Raw genomic sequence first — 16,965 nt, 5'->3', positions numbered from 1 at the left:
ACGTGCACTCAGCTCCGGACGAGATCGAGGACGGTCGCCTCGCGGCCGGCCGGCGGTGGTCCGACCCGGCGGCGCCCCACGACGTCGACGGCGAGGGCGAACGCCCAGGCGGCCCGTTCCGGGAACAGCCAGCGGTGGTTCTCGGCGAAGGTCATCCACTCCCGCGGGCCCAGCACCGGCTCGTCGGAGTAGTCCAGCTCGGTCCAGGTCACGGCCAGCTCGAACAGCTCGAGCAGGGCGTCCGGATCGGTGTCGACGGCCAGCAGCCGGTCGTGGTGGTCGCGGTGCAGCACGGCACCGCACTCGCCGCGGCAGGCCGCCACACGGGGCGGTTCGGGGACGACTGTCGTCATCGACGGCTCCCTCGGGTCTTCCGGCCGGTGCGCCGGAGGAGTCAGCACACTGTGATGCGCAGCACCGTGCCGCAGACCCGTTGCACGGGTGTTGCACCCGCGTCCACCCGCAGCAGGAGAGGACCCCGATGACGGTCAGCGAACGGAGCGTGTCCGCACGCTGGGAGGGCGGCATGCGGGCCACGGTCGACGCCGGCGGCTTCGAGGTCGGGGCCGACGAGCCGGTCGAGTACGGCGGCGCCGGCAGCGCCCCGCAGCCCACCGAGCTGCTGCTCGCCTCCATGGCGTCCTGCTTCACGCTGGCGCTCGCCTACAGCGCCCGTAAGCGGGACGTGCTCCTCGAGGACCTGACCGTGGACGTCACCGGGCACTACGACGGACCGCGGTTCGACGCCTTCCGGATCACCGTGAAGGCCGCCTCGCCGCAGGGCCCCGACCTCGAGCGGCTGGTCACCGCGGCCCGCCGGGTCTGCTACGTCACCCGGACCCTGGAGTCACCGCCCGAGATCGAGTTCGTCCTGGGCTGACTCGTGCAGGGCCGACTCGCGCAGGGCCCGGGCCGCGACCTCACGCAACGGGAGGTCGAGTGCCCGGGCCGCGCGGGCGACGTCGTCGTGCTCCGGCTTGGCCCCGTACGGCCCGTGCTTGATCCGGATCGCGTGCCCGCCGACCTGCACGGTCGTCGTGCGCCGGGGCAGCGCGCGCCGCTCGACCGCGCTGCGCCGCACCCCGAGGCTCCCCGTCTCGCGCAGCAGCAGCTCCTCGACCCCCGCGGCCCGCTCGGGCGCGACGAGGACCGACACCACCTGTCCCGGCCGCGACTTCTTCATGACGACGGGGGCGAGCCACGCGTCGGCGGCCCCGGCCTCGAGCAATGTCTCCACCAGGTGGCCGAGCACCTCGCCCGGCACGTCGTCCACAGTGGTCTCCAGCAGCGTCATCGACCGGACCTCGCCGCCCGCCGGCGCGCCGAGGAGCGCCTGCAGCACGTTGGGCCGCCCCGGCACGTCCCGCCCTCCGGCCCCGTAACCCACCGCCCGCACGGTCATGTCCGGCACCGGCCCGAACCGGGTGCCCGCGGCCAGCAGCAGGGCGATGCCCGTGGGCGTCACCGTCTCGCCGGGCAGCCCGGTCGAGGTCACGGTCGCGCCGGCGCGGGCCAGCAGTGCCGCCGTGGCCGGGGCCGGCAGCGGCAGCGTCCCGTGGCTGCCGTGCAGCGTCCCGGAGCCCAGCGCGAGCGGCCCGCACACCACGTCCGTCGCGCCGAGCAGGTGCAGCGCGGCGGCCACCCCCACCGTGTCGACGACGGTGTCCACCCCGCCGATCTCGTGCAGGTGGACCTCGCCGACCGGCACGCCGTGCAGGTCCGCCTCCACCTCGGCGATGGCGGTCACGGCCCGGAGAGCCAGTGCCGCAACGGGTTCCGGCGCGGAGCGGCCCACCATCGCCCGCAGCTCGGCCGCGGCCCGCGCGGGCACGTGCTCGTCCACCCGGACCCGGGCGTGGGTGGCGACCAGCGATCCCCGCCGCACCCGCTCGGGTTCGAGCGCCCAGCCCGTCAGCCCGGTCGAGGCCACCGCCGCGCGGATCCCGTCGAGCGGGGCGCCGAGCTCCAGCAGCGCGCCGAGCAGCATGTCGCCGGACACCCCGCTGACGGGGTTGAACCACACGATCACCCGCGGCTCCGGCTGATCCGGAACGCGGCCATGGCGGCCGAGAACCCCGAGTCGATGTTGACCACGGTGACCCCCGCCGCGCAGGAGCTGAGCATCGCGAGCAGCGCCGTGAGCCCCTCGAACGTCGCCCCGTACCCGACCGACGTCGGCACCGCGATCACCGGTTTTCCGACCAGCCCCGCGACCACGCTGGGCAACGCGCCCTCCATGCCCGCGATGCAGACGATCGCGTCCGCGCCGGCGATCCGCTCGCGCTCGGCGAGCAGCCGGTGCAGCCCGGCCACGCCGACGTCCCGGATCGTGTCGACCCCCAGCCCGACGGCGGTGGCGACGGCCCCGGCCTCGGCCGCCACCGGCCCGTCCGTGGTGCCGGCGGAGACCACAGCGAGACGGAAGTCCGTGCGCGCGGCGGGCCGCCAGGCCAGCAACCGCGCCGGCTCGTCGTAGGTACCGCCGGGCACGCCGGCCAGTACCTCGGCGGCGGCGCCCGCCTCGACCCGGGTGACCAGGACCGGACCGGTGTTGTCCGCGAGCAGGGCCCGGACGATCCCGGCGATCTCCCCCGGAGCCTTGCCCGGCCCGTAGACCACCTCGGGGAGGCCGAGCCGCGCCTCGCGATCGAGGTCCGGCCGTGCGTACCCCAGGTCCCGGAAGCCGTCGCTCACCGGGCCACCGACGGCAGACCCAGCAGCACGTTCATCCGCCCGCTCCGGAAGCCCTGCAGGTCCACCGAGCAGAAGGTGAATCCCGCGCCGCACACCGCCGCGTCGATCTCCGCCGCCACGAGCAGCGCGCGGGGCAGGTCGGCCTCGGGCAGCTCGAGGCGCGCGACGGTGCCCGCCGCGTGCGCGCGGACCCGGCAGACCGGGAAGCCGAGAGCGTGCAGCGCGGCCTCGGCCGCCTCGATCCGGGCCAGCACCTCGGCCGTCACCGGGTCCCCGTAGGCCACCCGCGACGACAGGCACGCGGCCGCGGGCTTGTCCGCGCTGTCGAGCCCGGCCCACCGGCTGACGGCCCGGACCTCGGCCTTCGACAGCCCGGCCTCGACCAGCGGGGTGACGGCGCCGCGACCGGCCGCGGCCCGCTGGCCCGGCCGGTGGTCCCCCAGGTCGTCGAGGTTCGTGCCGAGCGCGATCACGGCGCCGGACTGGGCGGCCAGCGGCTCCAGCGCGTCGAGCAGCGCGCTCTTGCAGTGGAAGCAGCGGTCCCCGGAGTTGGCCCGGTACTCGGGGCGCGACAGCTCGTCCGTGCACACCTCGACCTGGGCGAACCCGTGCCGGCGGGCGAGTGCGGCGGCCGCGGTCCGCTCGGCCGCGGGCAGGCTCGCGGACACGGCGGTGACGGCCACGGCGCCGGCCCCGAGCGCGTGGTGCGCGGCGTGGGCGAGCAGCGCCGAGTCCGCGCCCCCGGAGTAGCCGACGAGCATCCGGCCGTACGGCGCGATGCGGGCGCAGAGATCGTCGAACGCTCTCTGCGCGGTACGTCCGGTCGCGGCGTCCGCCATGGCCACTCCCCTCGTCCGCGGCCACGATAGTGCTCCGACCGCCCGCGATCGATGATCGACGACCACGGCTGGACACCGGCGCCGACCGCGTCCACTATTGTGGAAATTCGTCTCCCATCGTAAAGGACGTGGTGCGATGCCCGCGATCGCCGACCTCGGCGGGACGGACGGCTGGGGCCCGGTGCACCCGCCCGATCCCGCGGAGAAGGTCTTCGACGAGGCCTGGGAGGGCCGGGCGTTCGCGCTGGCGGTCCTGGGCATGGGCCGGATCTCCGGGCAGAACCTCGACGCCTTCCGCTACGCGCTGGGCCGCCTCGACCCGCACGCGTACTTCGAGGAGGGCTACTACGGCCGCTGGCTCAACGCCGTCGAGCTGATGTTCGTGGAGAGCGGGATCATCGCGCCGGACGCCGTGGACGCGCGGGCGCGGAACCTCTCCGGCGAGCAGGTGGAGGAGCCCCCGGCTCCCGAGCTCAGCAAGCCCGACTACGCCGCCACCGGCCCCGGCTCGCTGCGGCAGGTCGACGGGTCCCCCCGCTTCGCCGTCGGCGACCGGGTGCGCGCGGGCGAGGTGCCGCCGGCTCCGACCAAGCTCCCGGAGTACGTCAGCGGACACGTCGGCGTCGTCGAGCACGTGCAGCCCGCCCACCTGCTCCCGGACACCCACGCGGTCTTCCGGGGGGAGAACCCCCAGCACGTCTACACCGTCCGGTTCGACTCCCGCGACCTCTACGGCGCGGCGGCCGAGCCCTTCGCCCTCACCATCGAACTCTTCGACAGCTACCTGGAGCCGGCATGACCGACACGCGGCCTCCCGTCGCCCTGCGCACCGAGGCACTCGAACAGATCCTCACCGAACGCGGCCTCGTCGACCCGGCGGTGATGGACAAGTTCATCGCCACCTACGAGACGTCGGTCGGCCCGCTGAACGGGGCCAAGGTCGTCGCCAAGGCGTGGACGGACCCGGAGTACCGCGCGCGGCTGCTCGCCGACGGCACGGCCGCGATCAAGGAGCTGGGCTTCAGCGGTCCGCAGGGCGAGCACATCGTGGTCGTGGAGAACACCGCCTCGACGCACAACGTCGTGGTCTGCACGCTGTGCTCCTGCTACCCGTGGCCGGTCCTGGGCCTGCCGCCCTCCTGGTACAAGGACCCGGCCTACCGCGCCCGCGTGGTGCGCGAGCCCCGCACGGTGCTGCGCGAGATGGGCCTGGAGCTCGACGAGTCCGTGGAGATCGTCGTGCGCGACTCCAGCTCCGAGGTCCGCTGGCTCGTGCTCCCCGAACGCCCGGCCGGCACCGAGGATCTGTCCGAAGAGGACCTGACCGGGCTCGTGACGCGGGACGCGATGGTGGGCGTGGCGAAGGTGGGGGCATGACCGCACCCCTGGCCCTCAACGGCCCGGCCGCCCCGCCCCGGGACAACGGCGAGCTGGTGTTCGCCGAGCCCTGGGAGAGCCGCGCCTTCGGCATGGCGGTCACGTTGCACGACAACGGCGCCTTCGCCTGGGACACCTTCCAGTCCGCCCTGATCGCCCGCATCGCCGCCTGGGAGTCCGGGCACCCCGAGGGCGAGTGCTGGAGCTACTACCAGCAGTGGCTCGGCGCGCTGGAGGACGTCCTCACCGGCACCGGCACCCTCACCCCCGCCGAGGTCGACACCCGCGCCGAGTCCCTCACCCACCGCCCCGCCGGCCACGACCACCGCGAGGGCACCGGCCACGGCCACGGGCACGGCCACTGACCCGGCGAACGGCCCGTTCGCTCATACCTAATGAGCGAACGCGCCGCTCGCTCACTCGGGGTGCCCCGGCGGCGGCAGTGAGCGAACGGGCCCGTCGCTCACTAGATGTGAACGAGAGTGCCGTTCGCTCATCCGAGGGCGGCGTAGATCTCGCGGTGGCGGCGGGCCGTTTCCGCCCAGGTGTAGCGGGGCAGGACCGCGTCGGCGCCGGAGCGCAGCTTGTCCCTCAGGTCCGCGTCCTCGACGAGGGCGCGCATCGCCGCGGTGAGGGCCTCCTCGTCCGCCGCGGCCGGCAGCAGCGCGCTGACGCCGTCCTGCAAATACTCCCGGAACACCGGCAGGTCCGAGGCGACGACCGGGAGCCCGGCCGCCATCGCCTCCAGCACCGCCAGGCCCCAGCCCTCCTTGACCGACGGGAAGCACAGCGCGTCCGCCGCCCGGTACCAGCCGCCGAGCTCGGCGTCCGGCACGGTGCCCAGCAGGATCACGTCGCGGCCGAGCGCGAGCCCCAGCTCCGGAAGCTCGGCGAGGGCGGCTTCGCGGTAGTCGGCGTAGTCCTGGAACGAGTGCCCGCCGACCAGCGCCAGCATCGCGTCCACACCGGACTTACGCAGGCGGGCCAGCGCCCGGAAGGCGTGCAGCGTGCCCTTGCGCGGCTCGACACCGCCCACGCCGAGGAACAGGAATCGCCCGTCCGCACCGATCCGCGCGCGCATCGCGGCGAGCTCGCCTGCGGGGAGATCCGGGAAGCGGTGCGGGTCGACGCCGTTGTGCACGACGTCCGAGTCGCGGCCGTACTCCGTGCGCACGATGTCCCGCCACTGCTCCGAGACGACCAGGACGTGATCGGGTTCCAGCACCGCCTGGCGCTGGCAGTCGACCAGCGCCGGGGTGGTGAAGTCGTCCACGTGGTGCACGGTGCGCACCACCGTGACCGGCGCCCCTGCCGCACGAACGCGCACCGCGGCGCGCGCGGCGATGCAGTCCTGCGTGTGCAGCACGTCGAAGTCCCCGGCGAGCCCCGACAGCCCCTGCTCGAGCAGGTCGATCGACGCGAACACCCGCTCGGTGAGCGTGGTGCCCGCCTTCGTCGGCCCGGGGAGCAGCGTGTGCGGCACCGTGACCGGACGGAAGAGCTTCTGCCCCAACGCGAGCAGGTGCACGTCCGCACCCTGGCGGTGCAGCTCCTCGGCCAGGCTCAGCGCGTGGACGAACCCGCCGCGGGGGGTCGTCGAGTGCGAGACGATCGCGACCCTCACAGCGCGTGCACCGCGATCTCGGGCTTGCGGGAGGCCAGCGCGGCCGCCACCAGAGAGGCCTGCGCGGCGGTCTCGGTGACCAGACAGCCCGCGTCCTCGAAGGCCTTGCGCTGCTTGGCGAGCCCCTGCGGATCCTGCTCGGTGCCGAGTACGTAGACGACCACCGCGGGGCCGTCCGTGCCCGCCTCTGCGCACACCGGCGCCAGCTCCGACGCCGGGTCCGGGTGCGCGCCGTGTCCCAGTACGACGTCCATGATCACGGCGCCGACACCGGGCTCGGCCAGCGCCTCGCGCAGCAGCTCGATGCGCGCCGCCGGATCGATCATCGGGTGCGGGCGCCCCTTGGTGTACTCCTCCTCGCCCAGGTCGAGGCAGGTGTGGGCGCCGGCCGGCGCCGGCAGGCCGAGCGCCTTGTCGATCGGGGTGTTCGAGTACACGGGCCCCAGCACGTCGGCCAGGATCACCAGGGACTCGTAGCAGAGGGTGCCCCCGGAGAAGAGCCCTCGGACCAGGGTGCGGTCGGCGGGGAGCCGCTCGATCCGCTCGCGCACGCGGTCGACCACGCCCTCGGTCAGGTCCGGCACGCTGCCGCCCGCGGCGGCGACGGCGGCGGCCGCCCCGGCCTGCAGGGTCCGCGTGACCACCACGCCGTCGGGTGCCGCGAAGTCCTCGTCGACGCCGATGAGCGCGGCGACCAGCGTGGTCCCGGCCGCGGCCTCGACCACGGCGCGAGCCACCTCCGGAGCCGGAGGCTTGGACACGAGCAGGACGATGTCCGTCCCCTCGTCCGCCACCAGGGCGCGCACGGCGGAGAGCGCCATCCGCCCACCGACAGCCGCGGTGAGGTCCCGCCCGCCGAGCCCGACGACGTGCGAGACACCGACGCCCCACCGGTCGAGCAGCGCGGCGGCCTCCTGCGCCCCGGTCCCCGCCGCGGCGACGACGGCCACCCGGCCCGGGGTCACGACGTTGGCGAAGCCCAGGCAGGTGTGCCCGAGCATCGCGGTCCCCGCGCCGGGCCCCATGACCAGCCGCCCCAGTCGGTTCGCCCGGTCCTTCAGCGCGATCTCGTCCTCGACGGACACGTTGTCGCTGAACAGGAGCACGTCCAGGCCGGCGCCCAGCGCCTTGTGCGCCTCCATCGCGGCGTAGTCGCCGGGCACCGACACCACCGCGACGTTGGCACCGTCGAGCCGGCCCACGGCCTCGCCGAGGGTCCGCGCCGGCTCCTGCTGCCGCGCACCACCGGAGCGCTCCGCCACCGCGAACAGGGCCTGCTCCCCTGCCTCGCGGGCCGCCTCGACGGTGTCCGCGGAGTCCGCCCGGATGGCGATGACCAGGTCGTTCGCGCCCGCGTCGCCGGGATCGAAGCCCTCGGCCGCCAGGGTCTCGCGATTGGTCGGAGTGGCCATCGCGGCCGACGCCCAGTCGACGCCGTCGACGCTGCGCAGCGCGCGGGTGCCGGAGAGCTGGACGATCGAGTCCACATAGGTCTCTGGGTGGACGGTGAGGTCGTGGATCACGACACGGCTCCGATGCGGGTCGCCGGGACGATCCGGGTCCCCGACCCGTTCGACGGACCGAGCTCGAGCGACGCCCGCACCCGGCCCGCGTCCGTGACGACCGCGACGGTGCCGCCCTCCTCGAGGAACCCGATCGCGGCGCGGATCTTCGGCCCCATGCTGCCCTCGGGGAACTGCCCGTCGGCCTGGTGGCCGCGGGCCTCCTCGACGGTCATCTCGGCGACCTCGCGGGCGGTGTCCGTGCCGAAGTCCAGCTGGACCCGGGAGATGTCGGTGACCAGCACCAGGGCGTCCGCGTGCAGGGCCGCGGCCAGTCGCTGGGCGGCCAGGTCCTTGTCGATCACGGCGTCGACCGGGCGGTACGACGCCCCCTCGGCCAGCACCGGCACCCCGCCGCCCCCGGCGGCGACGACCACCGCACCCTGCTCGACCAGGCCCGAGATGGCGGCCAGCTCGACGATCTTCTGCGGCGCCGGCGACGGGACCAGGCGCCGGTAGCCGCGGCCGGCGTCCTCGCCGACGGTCCAGCCCAGCTCGTCCGCGACATGGGTGGCCTCGTCGAGGGTCATGAAGGGCCCCACCGGCTTCGTGGGGTTCGAGAACGCGGGATCGGCCCCGTCGACGACGACGTGGGTCACGACGGACACCACCCCGACGTCCGGGTCCGCGCGGAGCAGGGCCAGGTCGATCAGCGAGCCGAGCGCGCCCTCGGTCATGGCGACGAGCGTGGCGAGCGGCAGCGCCGGCACCCGCTCGGCGGCCTCCTGCTGCTGGATGGCGAGGTTGCCGACCTGCGGTCCGTTGCCGTGGACGACCACGACCCGCCAGCCCGCCGCCCGGAGGTCCGCGACCCCGGCCGCCAGCCGGTCGGCGTTCTCCTCCTGCTCGGCGGCGGTGCCCGCCTGCCCCTGCCGGGTGATCGCGTTGCCCCCGAGGGCGACGACGGCGGTCCTGGGCACGTGGGCCCCTTTCGGTGATCGGGCGGCGGGCACGCCGCAGGCGGCGGGGACGCGCCCCGCCGCCGCGTGCGACACCCGCCGTCGCGGAACTCTCAGAGCGTCCAGGTCTGCATCACCAGCGCCCCTTCGCGGCGCGCGGTGAGGGTGCAGTCCAGGACGTCGAGCGGATGGATCGGCTGTACGCCTTCGAGGACGTCGGTCTCGCGCATGCCGTAGAGCGCGGCCATGGCGAAGCGGCAGGCCAGGACCTTGCCGCCCTCCTTCATGAAGGTCTGCAGCTGGTTGTTGTAGGCCATGTGGCCCGGGAACGCCTCGGCGCCGACCGTCGGGAACCCGCGGGTCGCCGAGGCCATCAGGACGCCGGGCCCGTAGAGGACCAGGTGGGTGTCGAAGCCCTTCCGGTTGATCCGGGTACAGGTCAGCATGTTGACCAGGCCGACCGAGCCCTCGTAGGGCACGGTGTGCATGAAGATGTACGCCTTCTCGCCCTCGGACGCCTGGATGTCCTCGAACATCTTGGACTCGTAGTCCACGATGGCGTCGCCGACATGGGCCCGCTCTCCGACGATCTGAGCCACGGTGCTCTCCTTCTTCGGTGGGTGTGGTGGTGCTGGGGTTCAGACCGCCGGGCCCTGCGGCCGCGGCGGCGGGGCCCACGTCTGCCGGTGGCTGCCGGGCATCGTGCGCATGATCCGGCTGCGCAGCGGCCAGGGCAGCGCCGCGTAGACCGGGGCGAAGATCCGGAGCCAGAAGATCTCCTTGAGCCCCTTGGGGTCTCGCGGGGCCGGGCTGCCGGTGCGCCGCGCCAGCGAGCGGTGCGCCGCGACCAGCAGGTAGTGCTCGGAGTTGGTGCGCAGCCAGCCGGCGAAGCCGGGTGAGGTCGCCACGGCGCTCAGCCCTTCTTCTTCGCTTCGGCGAGCCCGTTGGTGGCGGCGACGACGATCGGCTCGTTCAGCGCGCCGATCGCAGGCGAGTAGACGTTCTCCATGGTGGAGAGGTCGTGGAAGGTCATCCCGAAGCGGATCGCCTGCGCGAGGAAGTCCGCCCGCTCCTTGATCCCCTCGCCGCCGCCGATCATCTGGGCGCCGATCAGCCGCAGCGAGCCCGGCTCGGCCAGCAGCTTGACCTTGATCTTCTGGACGCCCGGGTAGTAGCGGGCGCGCGAGATCCCCTCGGCGACACCGAGGACGTACGGGATGCCGAGCGCCGTCGCCGTGGCCTCGCCGAACGACGCCCCGCCGATCACCCACTTGCCCGCCGGCGTCCCCCACGGGACGTAGACGGCGCGGTAGGCGCGCTCGCCGCCACCCGCGTTGGTCCCGGCGGTCTTGCCCTGCGCGTACGCGTGGGACCCGGTCAGTCCCTGCAACGGGGTGCGGGTCAGCCCGTGCGGGATCTCGACGGCGTCGCCCGCGGCCCAGACGTCCGGGGCGGAGGTCTTCATCCGCTCGTCGACGATCAGGCCGCCGGTCGATCCGACCTTGATCCCGGCCGCCTCGGCGAGGGCGTTGTTCGGGGTCTTGTGGGTGGAGATCACCACGAGGTCGGCGGGCAGCTCACCGGTGGAGGTCCGGACGGCGCGGACCCTGCCACCCTCGCCCACGAACTCCTCGAGGGTGGTGTTGAAGTGCAGGTGAACACCCAGCTCGCGCCACGAGTCCTCGACCGGCGCCATGATGTCCGGATCGGCCATCATCGCCAGCGCGTACGGGTTCGGGTCGATCAGGTGGGTCTCGACGCCGCGGTGCGCGAGCGCGGTGACCATCTCCAGACCGAGCGGTCCGGCCTCGACGACGACCGCCCGCTTCGTCTCCCCGATGACCTTGTCCCACTCCATCGCCTTGCGGATGTTCTTGACGTAGTAGAGGCCCTCGAGATCACCGCCCGAGACGCCCGGGTCCGCGTAGTTCCAGCCGGTGGCGACGATCAGCTGGTCGTAGCGGACCGTGCCCTCGCCCTCGACGGTCACCGTGTGGGCGGCGGTGTCGATCGCGGTCACGGTGGTCTCGTACCGGACGTCGATCCCGGCGTCGACGTAGGCCTGCTTGCCGGCCAGGAACAGCCGCTCGAAGTCCGGGATCTCGCCGCCGTGCACGTAGGGGATCCCGCACGGGCTGTAGGCGACGTCCTCGTACTCGGTGTAGACGACGACGTCCGCGCCCGGGTCGGCCGCCTTCACACCGCCGGCGGACCCCAGCCCCGCGGCACCGCCCCCGATGATCACTGTCTTCCGCGGCACTGCGGGCACCTCCGAGGCATCGATCAACTATGCGAGAAGAATATCTCCTATAGTGAATGCCGCTGTCAAACCACCGGAGGAGTCCCGCGATGCCCCCAGTCGTACTGCCCGCCGAGGTCGCCGTCGTGAACGTCGGGCTGCCGATGTTCGCGGACGCGGTGCGGGAGCAGGGCACCCCCGTCGAACAGGTGGACTGGCGGATCCCCGCCGCGGGCGATCCCGCCGCCGTCCGGGCGCTGACCAGGCTCTACGCGGCCGACGGGGTCGACGGGGCGAACGCCGAGGTCGTCCGCAGGCTGGACACCGGGCAGCCGCAGCTGGTGGGCGTCGCGACGGCCGAGGACGTGGTCCCCGGGTTCGGCGGGCGCGCGCTACTGCACTCGGGCCCGTCGCTGCCGTTCGGCGAGCACTGCGATCCGCTGCGCCGCTCCATGCAGGCGGCAGTGGTCGCCGAGGGCTGGGCCGCGGACGTCGCGCAAGCCCGTGAGCTGCTGGAACGCGGCGCGGTCGCGCTCGACGCCGCCAACCACCACGACACGGTGGTGCCCATGGCGACCGCGCTGGGCCCGTCGCAACCCGTGCTCGTGGTGGAGAACCGGGACGGGGGCACGCGCGCGTTCTCCGGGATCAACCAGGGACCGGGCGAGGTGCCGTGGTTCGGGCGGGACACGGACGCGGCGATCGCCCGGCTGCGCCTGCTCGTCGACGTCGTGGGTCCCGCGGTCGGCGCGATCCTGGAGGACACCGGGCCGCTCGACGTGCTCGCCGTCGCCGCACAGGGCATCTCGATGGGCGACGACCTGCACATGCGCACCCAGGCGGCCACCAACCTGCTCACCCGCACCTGGCTGCCGCAGATCGCCGCGCTGCCCGACGGACGCCGGCGACCGTTCGCGGACTACCTCGCGGGCAACCATCTCTTCTTCCTCAACGTGGCGATGGCGGCGGCGAAGTCGCTGCAGCTCTGGGCCGAGCAGGTGCCGGGCTCCAGCATCGTCACGACCATGTCCCGCAACGGGACCACCTTCGGGATCAAGCTCGCGGGCGACCCCGGCTGGCACCTGACCGAGGCCCCGCCGGTGGGCGAGGCGCTCTACTACTCGGGCTACGGGCCGGAGGACAGCGCCCGCGACATCGGCGACAGCGCGGTCCTCGAGCTCACCGGCATGGGCGGCCCGGCGGCCGGCGGGTCCGCGGCGGTGGCCGCCTTCCTGGGCGGCACGATGGCGGACGCCGCGCGGGCGACCGAGGGCTTCCGGGCGATCTGCGCGGGCACCAGCAGCCGGTTCACGTTGCCCGCCATGGAGTTCGCGGGCACACCGCTGGGCGTCGACGTCCGCAGGGTCGTGGAGCTCGGCATCACGCCCAAGGTGACGACGGGGATCCTGCACGCGGGCGCGGGCACCGGCCAGGTCGGTGCGGGGGTGGCCGAGGCGCCGCTGGCCTGCTTCACCGAGGCGCTGCTCGCCCTGGCCGATCGGGTGGGGTGACGGGGGTCGCATCCGGGATCACCGGGGCGCGGGGGCAGAGTTGAGGGAGGTGACACCGACCCGGAGGACCTCGTGACGTCCCTGTTCGACCCGATCACGCTGCGCGGGATCACCGCGCCCAACCGTCTCTGGCTGTCCCCGATGTGCCAGTACTCCTGCGGGGCGGACGGGGTCCCCACGGACTGGCACCTCGTCCACCTCGGCGCCCGGGCGACCGGTGGGTTCGGCCTGGTCATGACCGAGGCGGCCGCCGTCACCCCCGAGGGCCGGATCTCCCCGCAGGACGCCGGGATCTGGGACGACGCGCAGGGCGAGGCCTGGGCCCGGATCGCCGCGTTCGTGCGGGCGCAGGGTGCGGTGCCGGCGACCCAGCTCGCGCACGCCGGGCGCAAGGGCTCGGTGTTCGCGCCGTGGCGGGGCACCGGCACGATCCCCGCCGCGGACGGCGGCTGGGAGGCCGTGGGCCCCGCGGACGCCGCCTTCCAGGGGTATGCCGCGCCCCGCGGTCTCACCCGGGAGGAGATCGCGGAGGTCGTCGCGGCCTTCGCGGCGGCGGCCCGGCGGGCCGACGAGGCCGGGTTCGACGTCGTCGAGCTGCACGCCGCCCACGGCTACCTGCTCCACCAGTTCCTCTCGCCCCTGGCCAACCTCCGGACCGACTCCTACGGCGGGTCCTTCGAGAACCGCATCCGGATCGTCCTGGAGACGGTCGACGCGGTGCGGGCGGTGTTCCCCGAGCGCAAGGCGCTGCTCGTGCGGCTCTCGGCCACGGACTGGGTCGAGGGCGGCTGGACCGTCGAGGAGAGCGCGGAGCTGTGCAGCCTGCTCGCGACGCGCGGGGTGGACCTCGTCGACGTCAGCTCGGGCGGGCTCGACGCCCGTCAGCAGATCGCGGTCGGCCCCGGCTACCAGGTCCCCTTCGCCCGCGACCTGCGCGCCAAGGCCGGCATCGCGACCGGCGCGGTCGGCCTGATCACCGACCCCGCGCAGGCCCAGGCCGTGCTCGACGAGGACGCCGCGGACGTCGTGTTCCTCGCCCGGGCCGCCCTCCGCGAGCCCGCCTGGCCGCAGCGCGCGGCCTTCGAGCTGGGCGCCGAGTCGACCTGTCCCGATCAGTACACCCGCGGCGCCTGGCGCTGAGCAGGAGGAGCAACGATGTCCGAACTGACGGTCAGCGCCTGGCTGGGTGCCTCCTGGTCCACCGACGACATCGTCGCGGTGGCCGGCGAGGCCGAACGGCTGGGCTACGGCGGCCTCTGGGTCGCGGACCACTTCCTGGCCAACACCGGCACCGCGGAGGTTGGGAGCGGGCCGGCGACGCGCGACTGCTTCTCGGTGCTCGCGGGCCTCGCGACGGCCGTGCCCCGGGTGCGGCTGGGCAGCCTGGTCGCGTCGATCACCTATCGGCACCCCGCCGTGCTCGCGAACATCGCGGCCACGATCGACGACCTCAGCGGCGGACGCCTGGTCCTCGGCGTGGGCGCGGGCTGGCAGCTCAACGAGCACGCGGCCTACGGGATCGCGCTCGGACCCGTCCGGGAGCGGATCGACCGGCTCGAGGAGGGCCTGCAGGTACTCGACGGCCTGCTGCGCTCGCCGAGCACCACGGTGGCCGGCGAGCACTACTCGGTGACCGGCGCCCCGGGCGTCCCCACCCGGGGGCGGATCCCGGTGCTGCTCGGCGCCAGCGGCGAGCAGCGGATGCTCGGCGTGGTCGCCCGGTACGCGGACGAGTGGAACTGCTGGTCCACGCCCGAGGTGTTCGCGCACAAGTCCGCGGTGCTCGACCAGCACTGCGAGAAGATCGGCCGGGACCCGCGCGAGATCCGTCGCTCCACCCAGGCGATCCTCGACCTCGGCGGCACCGCCCCCGCGGTCGCCGGGCCCGGTGCGGTGCTCGGGGGCTCGGTGGCCGAGGTCGTCGACATCGTCGGCCGCTGGCGCGAGGCCGGCCTCGACGAGCTCATCGTGACGGCCATCCGAGGCAGCGCGGACGAGGGCCGGGAGCTGTTCGGCCGTTTCCGGGCCGAGGTCGTCCCCCAGCTCGATTAGGCTCAGGTGACATGGGCGCGCTTCCGGTGCTGGACCTCGGGATGCTGGACCGGGGCGAGGGCGAGCGGTTCCGGGCGGAGCTGCTCGCCGCGACCCACGAGGTCGGGTTCTTCTCGCTCGTCGAGCACGGGATCGGGGAGGACGTGACGGCGCGGGCGTTCGCCGAGGCCGCGGCGTTCTTCGCGCTCCCGATCGAGGCGAAGCAGCGGGTGGAGATGCTGCGGAGCCCGCAGTTCCGCGGGTACACGCGCACCGGCGGCGAGCTGACGCAGGGGAAGGTCGACTGGCGCGAGCAGATCGACATCGGCGCCGAGCGGGCCACTGTGGACGATCCGGCCGCGCCGCCGTACATGCGCCTGGAGGGGCCCAATCCGTGGCCGCCGGAGCAGCCCTCGCTGAGGACCGTCCTCACGGACTGGGAGCGGCGGTGCGCGATGGTCGCGCGGCGCCTGATGCGGTCGTGGGCGCTCGCGCTGGGCAGCCCCGAGGACGTGTTCGACGCGATGTTCGGCGACCGCCCGTCCACGCTGGTCAAGCTGGTCCGTTACCCCGGGCGCGAGGAGCGCGGGCAGGGCGTGGGGGCACACAAGGACCCGGGCGTGCTGACACTGCTGATGATCGAGCCGGGCAAGGGCGGCCTGCAGGTCGACACCCCGGGCGGCTGGGTCGACGCACCGGTCGTGCCCGGCGCGTTCGTCGTCAACATCGGCGAGCTGATGGAGTTCGCGACGGACGGCTACCTCAAGGCCACCGTCCATCGCGTCGTCTCGCCGCCGCTCGGCGACACCCGGCTCTCGATCCCGTTCTTCTTCAACCCGGCACTGGACTCGACGGTGCCGCGGATCGCGCTGCCCCCGGAGCTCGCCCGCCACGCCCCCGGCGTGAGCCGGGACCCCGACAACGTCATCTCGGGGACCTTCGGCGAGAACATGCTCAAGGCGCGTCTGCGGGCGCACCCGGACGTCGCGGCTCGCCATCACGCCGATCTCGTGCGGTAGGGAGCACCCGGGCCACGGTCGCAGCGGCGAGCACGAGCACCGCCGCCGCCGCGAACCCGAGGGCGCCGGGGCCGCCGGTGCCGCTCGGCATGGCGGCGGTCAGCGCGCCGACGGCCCCGATGCCCGCGACCCCGCCGAGCTGGCGGACCGTCGACACCAGACCGGAGGCCTGCCCGCGCCGCTCGGCCGGGGCCGCGGAGAGCGCGGCGTTCGTCATGGGGCCCATCAGCAGACCGATCCCGACGCCGGCCGGTACCGAGCCGAGGCAGACGACCACGATCGCGTGCCCCAGGATCCCGCCGCCCGCGACGAGCAGCCCGATCGCCAGCGACAGCCCGCCGAGGACCCCGAGGCGCCGGTAGCCGACGCGCGCGGTACTGCGCCCGGCCCAGCGCGTGGCCACCAGCAGGGGCACGACCAGCGGCAACAGCGCCAGACCGGCCAGCGCGGGCGGCAGCCCGAGGGTCTCCTGCAGCGACGCGGCGCCGTAGATCGTCGCGGCGGTCATGCCGAAGCCGAGCGCGAAGAGGAGGAACGCCGCCCCGCTGAACGCGGCGATCCGGAAGAGCGAGAGGTCCAGCAGGGTGCGGCCCGGGCGACGCGGCGTGACGGGCCGCGCGCGCAGCATCAGCCCGAGGCCGACGATCCCGACGGGCACGTTCACCAGGAAGCCCCAGCGCCAGCTCAGGAACTCCGCGCACAGCCCGCCGACCAGCGGCCCGACCGTCGCGAAGCCCTGACCCACACCGGTGTAGACGGCCAGCGCGCCGGCTCGTCGGTCCTCCGGATAGACCTCGGCCAGCACCGCCAGCCCGGCCGGCACGAGCAACGCGGCCGCGCACCCGGCCACGCCCCGCCAGGCGATGATCTCGACCGCGCCCGTCGAGAGCCCGACGCCCGCGGAGGCCACGGTGAACCCCGCCATCCCGATCAGGAAGGTCCGGCCGGCGCCGAGGGCGTCGCAGAGGCGGCCGCCGAGCGGCATCAGCACCGCGAGCGTCACCAGGTAGATCGCCACCACCCAGGCCTGCGCCGCGGCGCTCAGCCCGAGCTCGGTCCGCATGCTCGGCAGCAGGACACCCGTGATCGTCGAGTCCAGGACGAGCAGGACCATGGCCGACGTCGTGGCGATCAGGGTGCTGCGCAACGGCGATTCCTCCCGGCGTCCTG

19 protein-coding genes are annotated in these 16,965 nt (G+C 74.2%); 8 read left to right on the top strand and 11 right to left on the bottom strand.

Features of this window, described 5'->3' with window-relative positions:
* Positions 1-8: 8 nt before the first annotated feature.
* On the bottom strand, positions 9-353 hold the full coding sequence (locus ABD324_RS09715; protein WP_344414707.1) for a hypothetical protein: 345 nt from the start codon (positions 351-353) through the stop codon (positions 9-11).
* Positions 354-481: 128 nt separating this feature from the next.
* Between ABD324_RS09715 and ABD324_RS09710 the strand changes: the two genes are divergently transcribed.
* Complete coding sequence (locus ABD324_RS09710; protein WP_344414705.1) at positions 482-880, top strand: OsmC family protein; 399 nt, start codon at positions 482-484, stop codon at positions 878-880.
* On the opposite strand, the gene larC is transcribed toward ABD324_RS09710, so the two are convergent.
* The 3 genes from larC to larE are packed head-to-tail and all read right to left on the bottom strand — an operon-like array spanning position 848 to position 3,533.
* Complete coding sequence (gene larC, locus ABD324_RS09705; protein ID WP_344414704.1) at positions 848-2,029, bottom strand: nickel pincer cofactor biosynthesis protein LarC; 1,182 nt, start codon at positions 2,027-2,029, stop codon at positions 848-850. The genes ABD324_RS09710 and larC overlap by 33 nt on opposite strands.
* A complete protein-coding gene (gene larB / locus ABD324_RS09700; RefSeq protein WP_344414703.1) occupies positions 2,026-2,694 on the bottom strand; it encodes a nickel pincer cofactor biosynthesis protein LarB in 669 nt (222 codons plus the stop codon). The genes larC and larB overlap by 4 nt, the downstream gene beginning before the upstream one ends.
* Complete coding sequence (gene larE / locus ABD324_RS09695; RefSeq protein ID WP_344414701.1) at positions 2,691-3,533, bottom strand: ATP-dependent sacrificial sulfur transferase LarE; 843 nt, start codon at positions 3,531-3,533, stop codon at positions 2,691-2,693. Before larE ends, larB begins: the two co-directional genes overlap by 4 nt.
* Positions 3,534-3,669: 136 nt before the next feature.
* On the opposite strand from larE, the gene nthB reads away from it, so the two are divergent.
* Genes nthB through ABD324_RS09680 form a run of 3 tightly spaced genes read left to right on the top strand, consistent with a single transcriptional unit; the run spans position 3,670 to position 5,275 of the window.
* Complete coding sequence (gene nthB / locus ABD324_RS09690) at positions 3,670-4,332, top strand: nitrile hydratase subunit beta (RefSeq protein WP_344414699.1); 663 nt, start codon at positions 3,670-3,672, stop codon at positions 4,330-4,332.
* The gene (nthA, locus tag ABD324_RS09685) at positions 4,329-4,910 is read left to right on the top strand and encodes a nitrile hydratase subunit alpha (protein WP_344414698.1); all 582 of its coding nucleotides are present in this window, start codon (positions 4,329-4,331) and stop codon (positions 4,908-4,910) included. The genes nthB and nthA overlap by 4 nt, the downstream gene beginning before the upstream one ends.
* A complete protein-coding gene (locus ABD324_RS09680) occupies positions 4,907-5,275 on the top strand; it encodes a nitrile hydratase accessory protein (protein ID WP_344414696.1) in 369 nt (122 codons plus the stop codon). Before nthA ends, ABD324_RS09680 begins: the two co-directional genes overlap by 4 nt.
* A 128-nt stretch (positions 5,276-5,403) precedes the next feature.
* Here ABD324_RS09680 and ABD324_RS09675 read toward each other — a convergent pair whose 3' ends face one another.
* From ABD324_RS09675 to ABD324_RS09650, 6 genes are all read right to left on the bottom strand, one after another.
* The gene (locus ABD324_RS09675; RefSeq protein ID WP_344414695.1) at positions 5,404-6,534 is read right to left on the bottom strand and encodes an MSMEG_0565 family glycosyltransferase; all 1,131 of its coding nucleotides are present in this window, start codon (positions 6,532-6,534) and stop codon (positions 5,404-5,406) included.
* A complete protein-coding gene (locus ABD324_RS09670) occupies positions 6,531-8,057 on the bottom strand; it encodes an AllF/FdrA family protein (protein WP_344414694.1) in 1,527 nt (508 codons plus the stop codon). Before ABD324_RS09670 ends, ABD324_RS09675 begins: the two co-directional genes overlap by 4 nt.
* On the bottom strand, positions 8,054-9,016 hold the full coding sequence (locus ABD324_RS09665) for a carbamate kinase (protein WP_344414693.1): 963 nt from the start codon (positions 9,014-9,016) through the stop codon (positions 8,054-8,056). The genes ABD324_RS09670 and ABD324_RS09665 overlap by 4 nt, the downstream gene beginning before the upstream one ends.
* A gap of 92 nt (positions 9,017-9,108) precedes the next feature.
* Positions 9,109-9,594: an MSMEG_0572/Sll0783 family nitrogen starvation response protein gene (locus ABD324_RS09660; protein ID WP_344414692.1), complete on the bottom strand. Its 486-nt coding sequence runs from the start codon at positions 9,592-9,594 to the stop codon at positions 9,109-9,111.
* 39 nt (positions 9,595-9,633) lie between these two features.
* Positions 9,634-9,903, bottom strand: a complete 270-nt coding sequence (locus ABD324_RS09655; RefSeq protein ID WP_344414691.1) for a hypothetical protein — start codon at positions 9,901-9,903, stop codon at positions 9,634-9,636.
* A gap of 5 nt (positions 9,904-9,908) precedes the next feature.
* Positions 9,909-11,255: an FAD-dependent oxidoreductase gene (locus ABD324_RS09650; protein WP_344414690.1), complete on the bottom strand. Its 1,347-nt coding sequence runs from the start codon at positions 11,253-11,255 to the stop codon at positions 9,909-9,911.
* 89 nt (positions 11,256-11,344) lie between these two features.
* Here ABD324_RS09650 and ABD324_RS09645 point away from each other — a divergent pair, with 89 nt between their 5' ends.
* From ABD324_RS09645 to ABD324_RS09630, 4 genes are all read left to right on the top strand, one after another.
* Positions 11,345-12,745, top strand: coding sequence for a YlbE family protein (locus ABD324_RS09645; protein ID WP_344414689.1), 1,401 nt, complete (start codon positions 11,345-11,347; stop codon positions 12,743-12,745).
* Between the two features lie 72 nt (positions 12,746-12,817).
* Entirely contained in the window at positions 12,818-13,885 is a 1,068-nt protein-coding gene (locus ABD324_RS09640) for an NADH:flavin oxidoreductase/NADH oxidase (protein ID WP_344414688.1), read from the top strand.
* Between the two features lie 15 nt (positions 13,886-13,900).
* Positions 13,901-14,797 (top strand): LLM class flavin-dependent oxidoreductase, encoded by an 897-nt coding sequence (locus ABD324_RS09635; protein WP_344414687.1) that lies wholly within the window; start codon positions 13,901-13,903, stop codon positions 14,795-14,797.
* A gap of 11 nt (positions 14,798-14,808) precedes the next feature.
* Positions 14,809-15,795 (top strand): isopenicillin N synthase family dioxygenase, encoded by a 987-nt coding sequence (locus ABD324_RS09630; RefSeq protein WP_344414686.1) that lies wholly within the window; start codon positions 14,809-14,811, stop codon positions 15,793-15,795.
* Here the strand turns inward: ABD324_RS09630 and ABD324_RS09625 are convergent.
* On the bottom strand, positions 15,731-16,942 hold the full coding sequence (locus ABD324_RS09625; RefSeq protein WP_344414685.1) for an MFS transporter: 1,212 nt from the start codon (positions 16,940-16,942) through the stop codon (positions 15,731-15,733). The genes ABD324_RS09630 and ABD324_RS09625 overlap by 65 nt on opposite strands.
* Positions 16,943-16,965 lie beyond the last annotated feature (23 nt).

The organism is Pseudonocardia ailaonensis, from assembly GCF_039531635.1.
Classification (GTDB): domain Bacteria; phylum Actinomycetota; class Actinomycetes; order Mycobacteriales; family Pseudonocardiaceae; genus Pseudonocardia; species Pseudonocardia ailaonensis.
The sequence above is the reverse complement of the archived record's forward strand: the minus strand, read 5'-3'. Positions and strand labels throughout refer to the sequence as shown.

Bases quoted from the DNA above. Each gene is read 5' to 3' on its own strand.
- ABD324_RS09715 (WP_344414707.1), bottom strand. From the start codon at position 353: ATGACGACAGTCGTCCCCGAACCGCCCCGTGTGGCGGCCTGCCGCGGC.
- ABD324_RS09710 (WP_344414705.1), top strand. From the start codon at position 482: ATGACGGTCAGCGAACGGAGCGTGTCCGCACGCTGGGAGGGCGGCATG.
- larE (WP_344414701.1), bottom strand. From the start codon at position 3,533: ATGGCGGACGCCGCGACCGGACGTACCGCGCAGAGAGCGTTCGACGAT.
- nthB (WP_344414699.1), top strand. From the start codon at position 3,670: ATGCCCGCGATCGCCGACCTCGGCGGGACGGACGGCTGGGGCCCGGTG.
- nthA (WP_344414698.1), top strand. From the start codon at position 4,329: ATGACCGACACGCGGCCTCCCGTCGCCCTGCGCACCGAGGCACTCGAA.
- ABD324_RS09680 (WP_344414696.1), top strand. From the start codon at position 4,907: ATGACCGCACCCCTGGCCCTCAACGGCCCGGCCGCCCCGCCCCGGGAC.
- ABD324_RS09645 (WP_344414689.1), top strand. From the start codon at position 11,345: ATGCCCCCAGTCGTACTGCCCGCCGAGGTCGCCGTCGTGAACGTCGGG.
- ABD324_RS09635 (WP_344414687.1), top strand. From the start codon at position 13,901: ATGTCCGAACTGACGGTCAGCGCCTGGCTGGGTGCCTCCTGGTCCACC.
- ABD324_RS09630 (WP_344414686.1), top strand. From the start codon at position 14,809: ATGGGCGCGCTTCCGGTGCTGGACCTCGGGATGCTGGACCGGGGCGAG.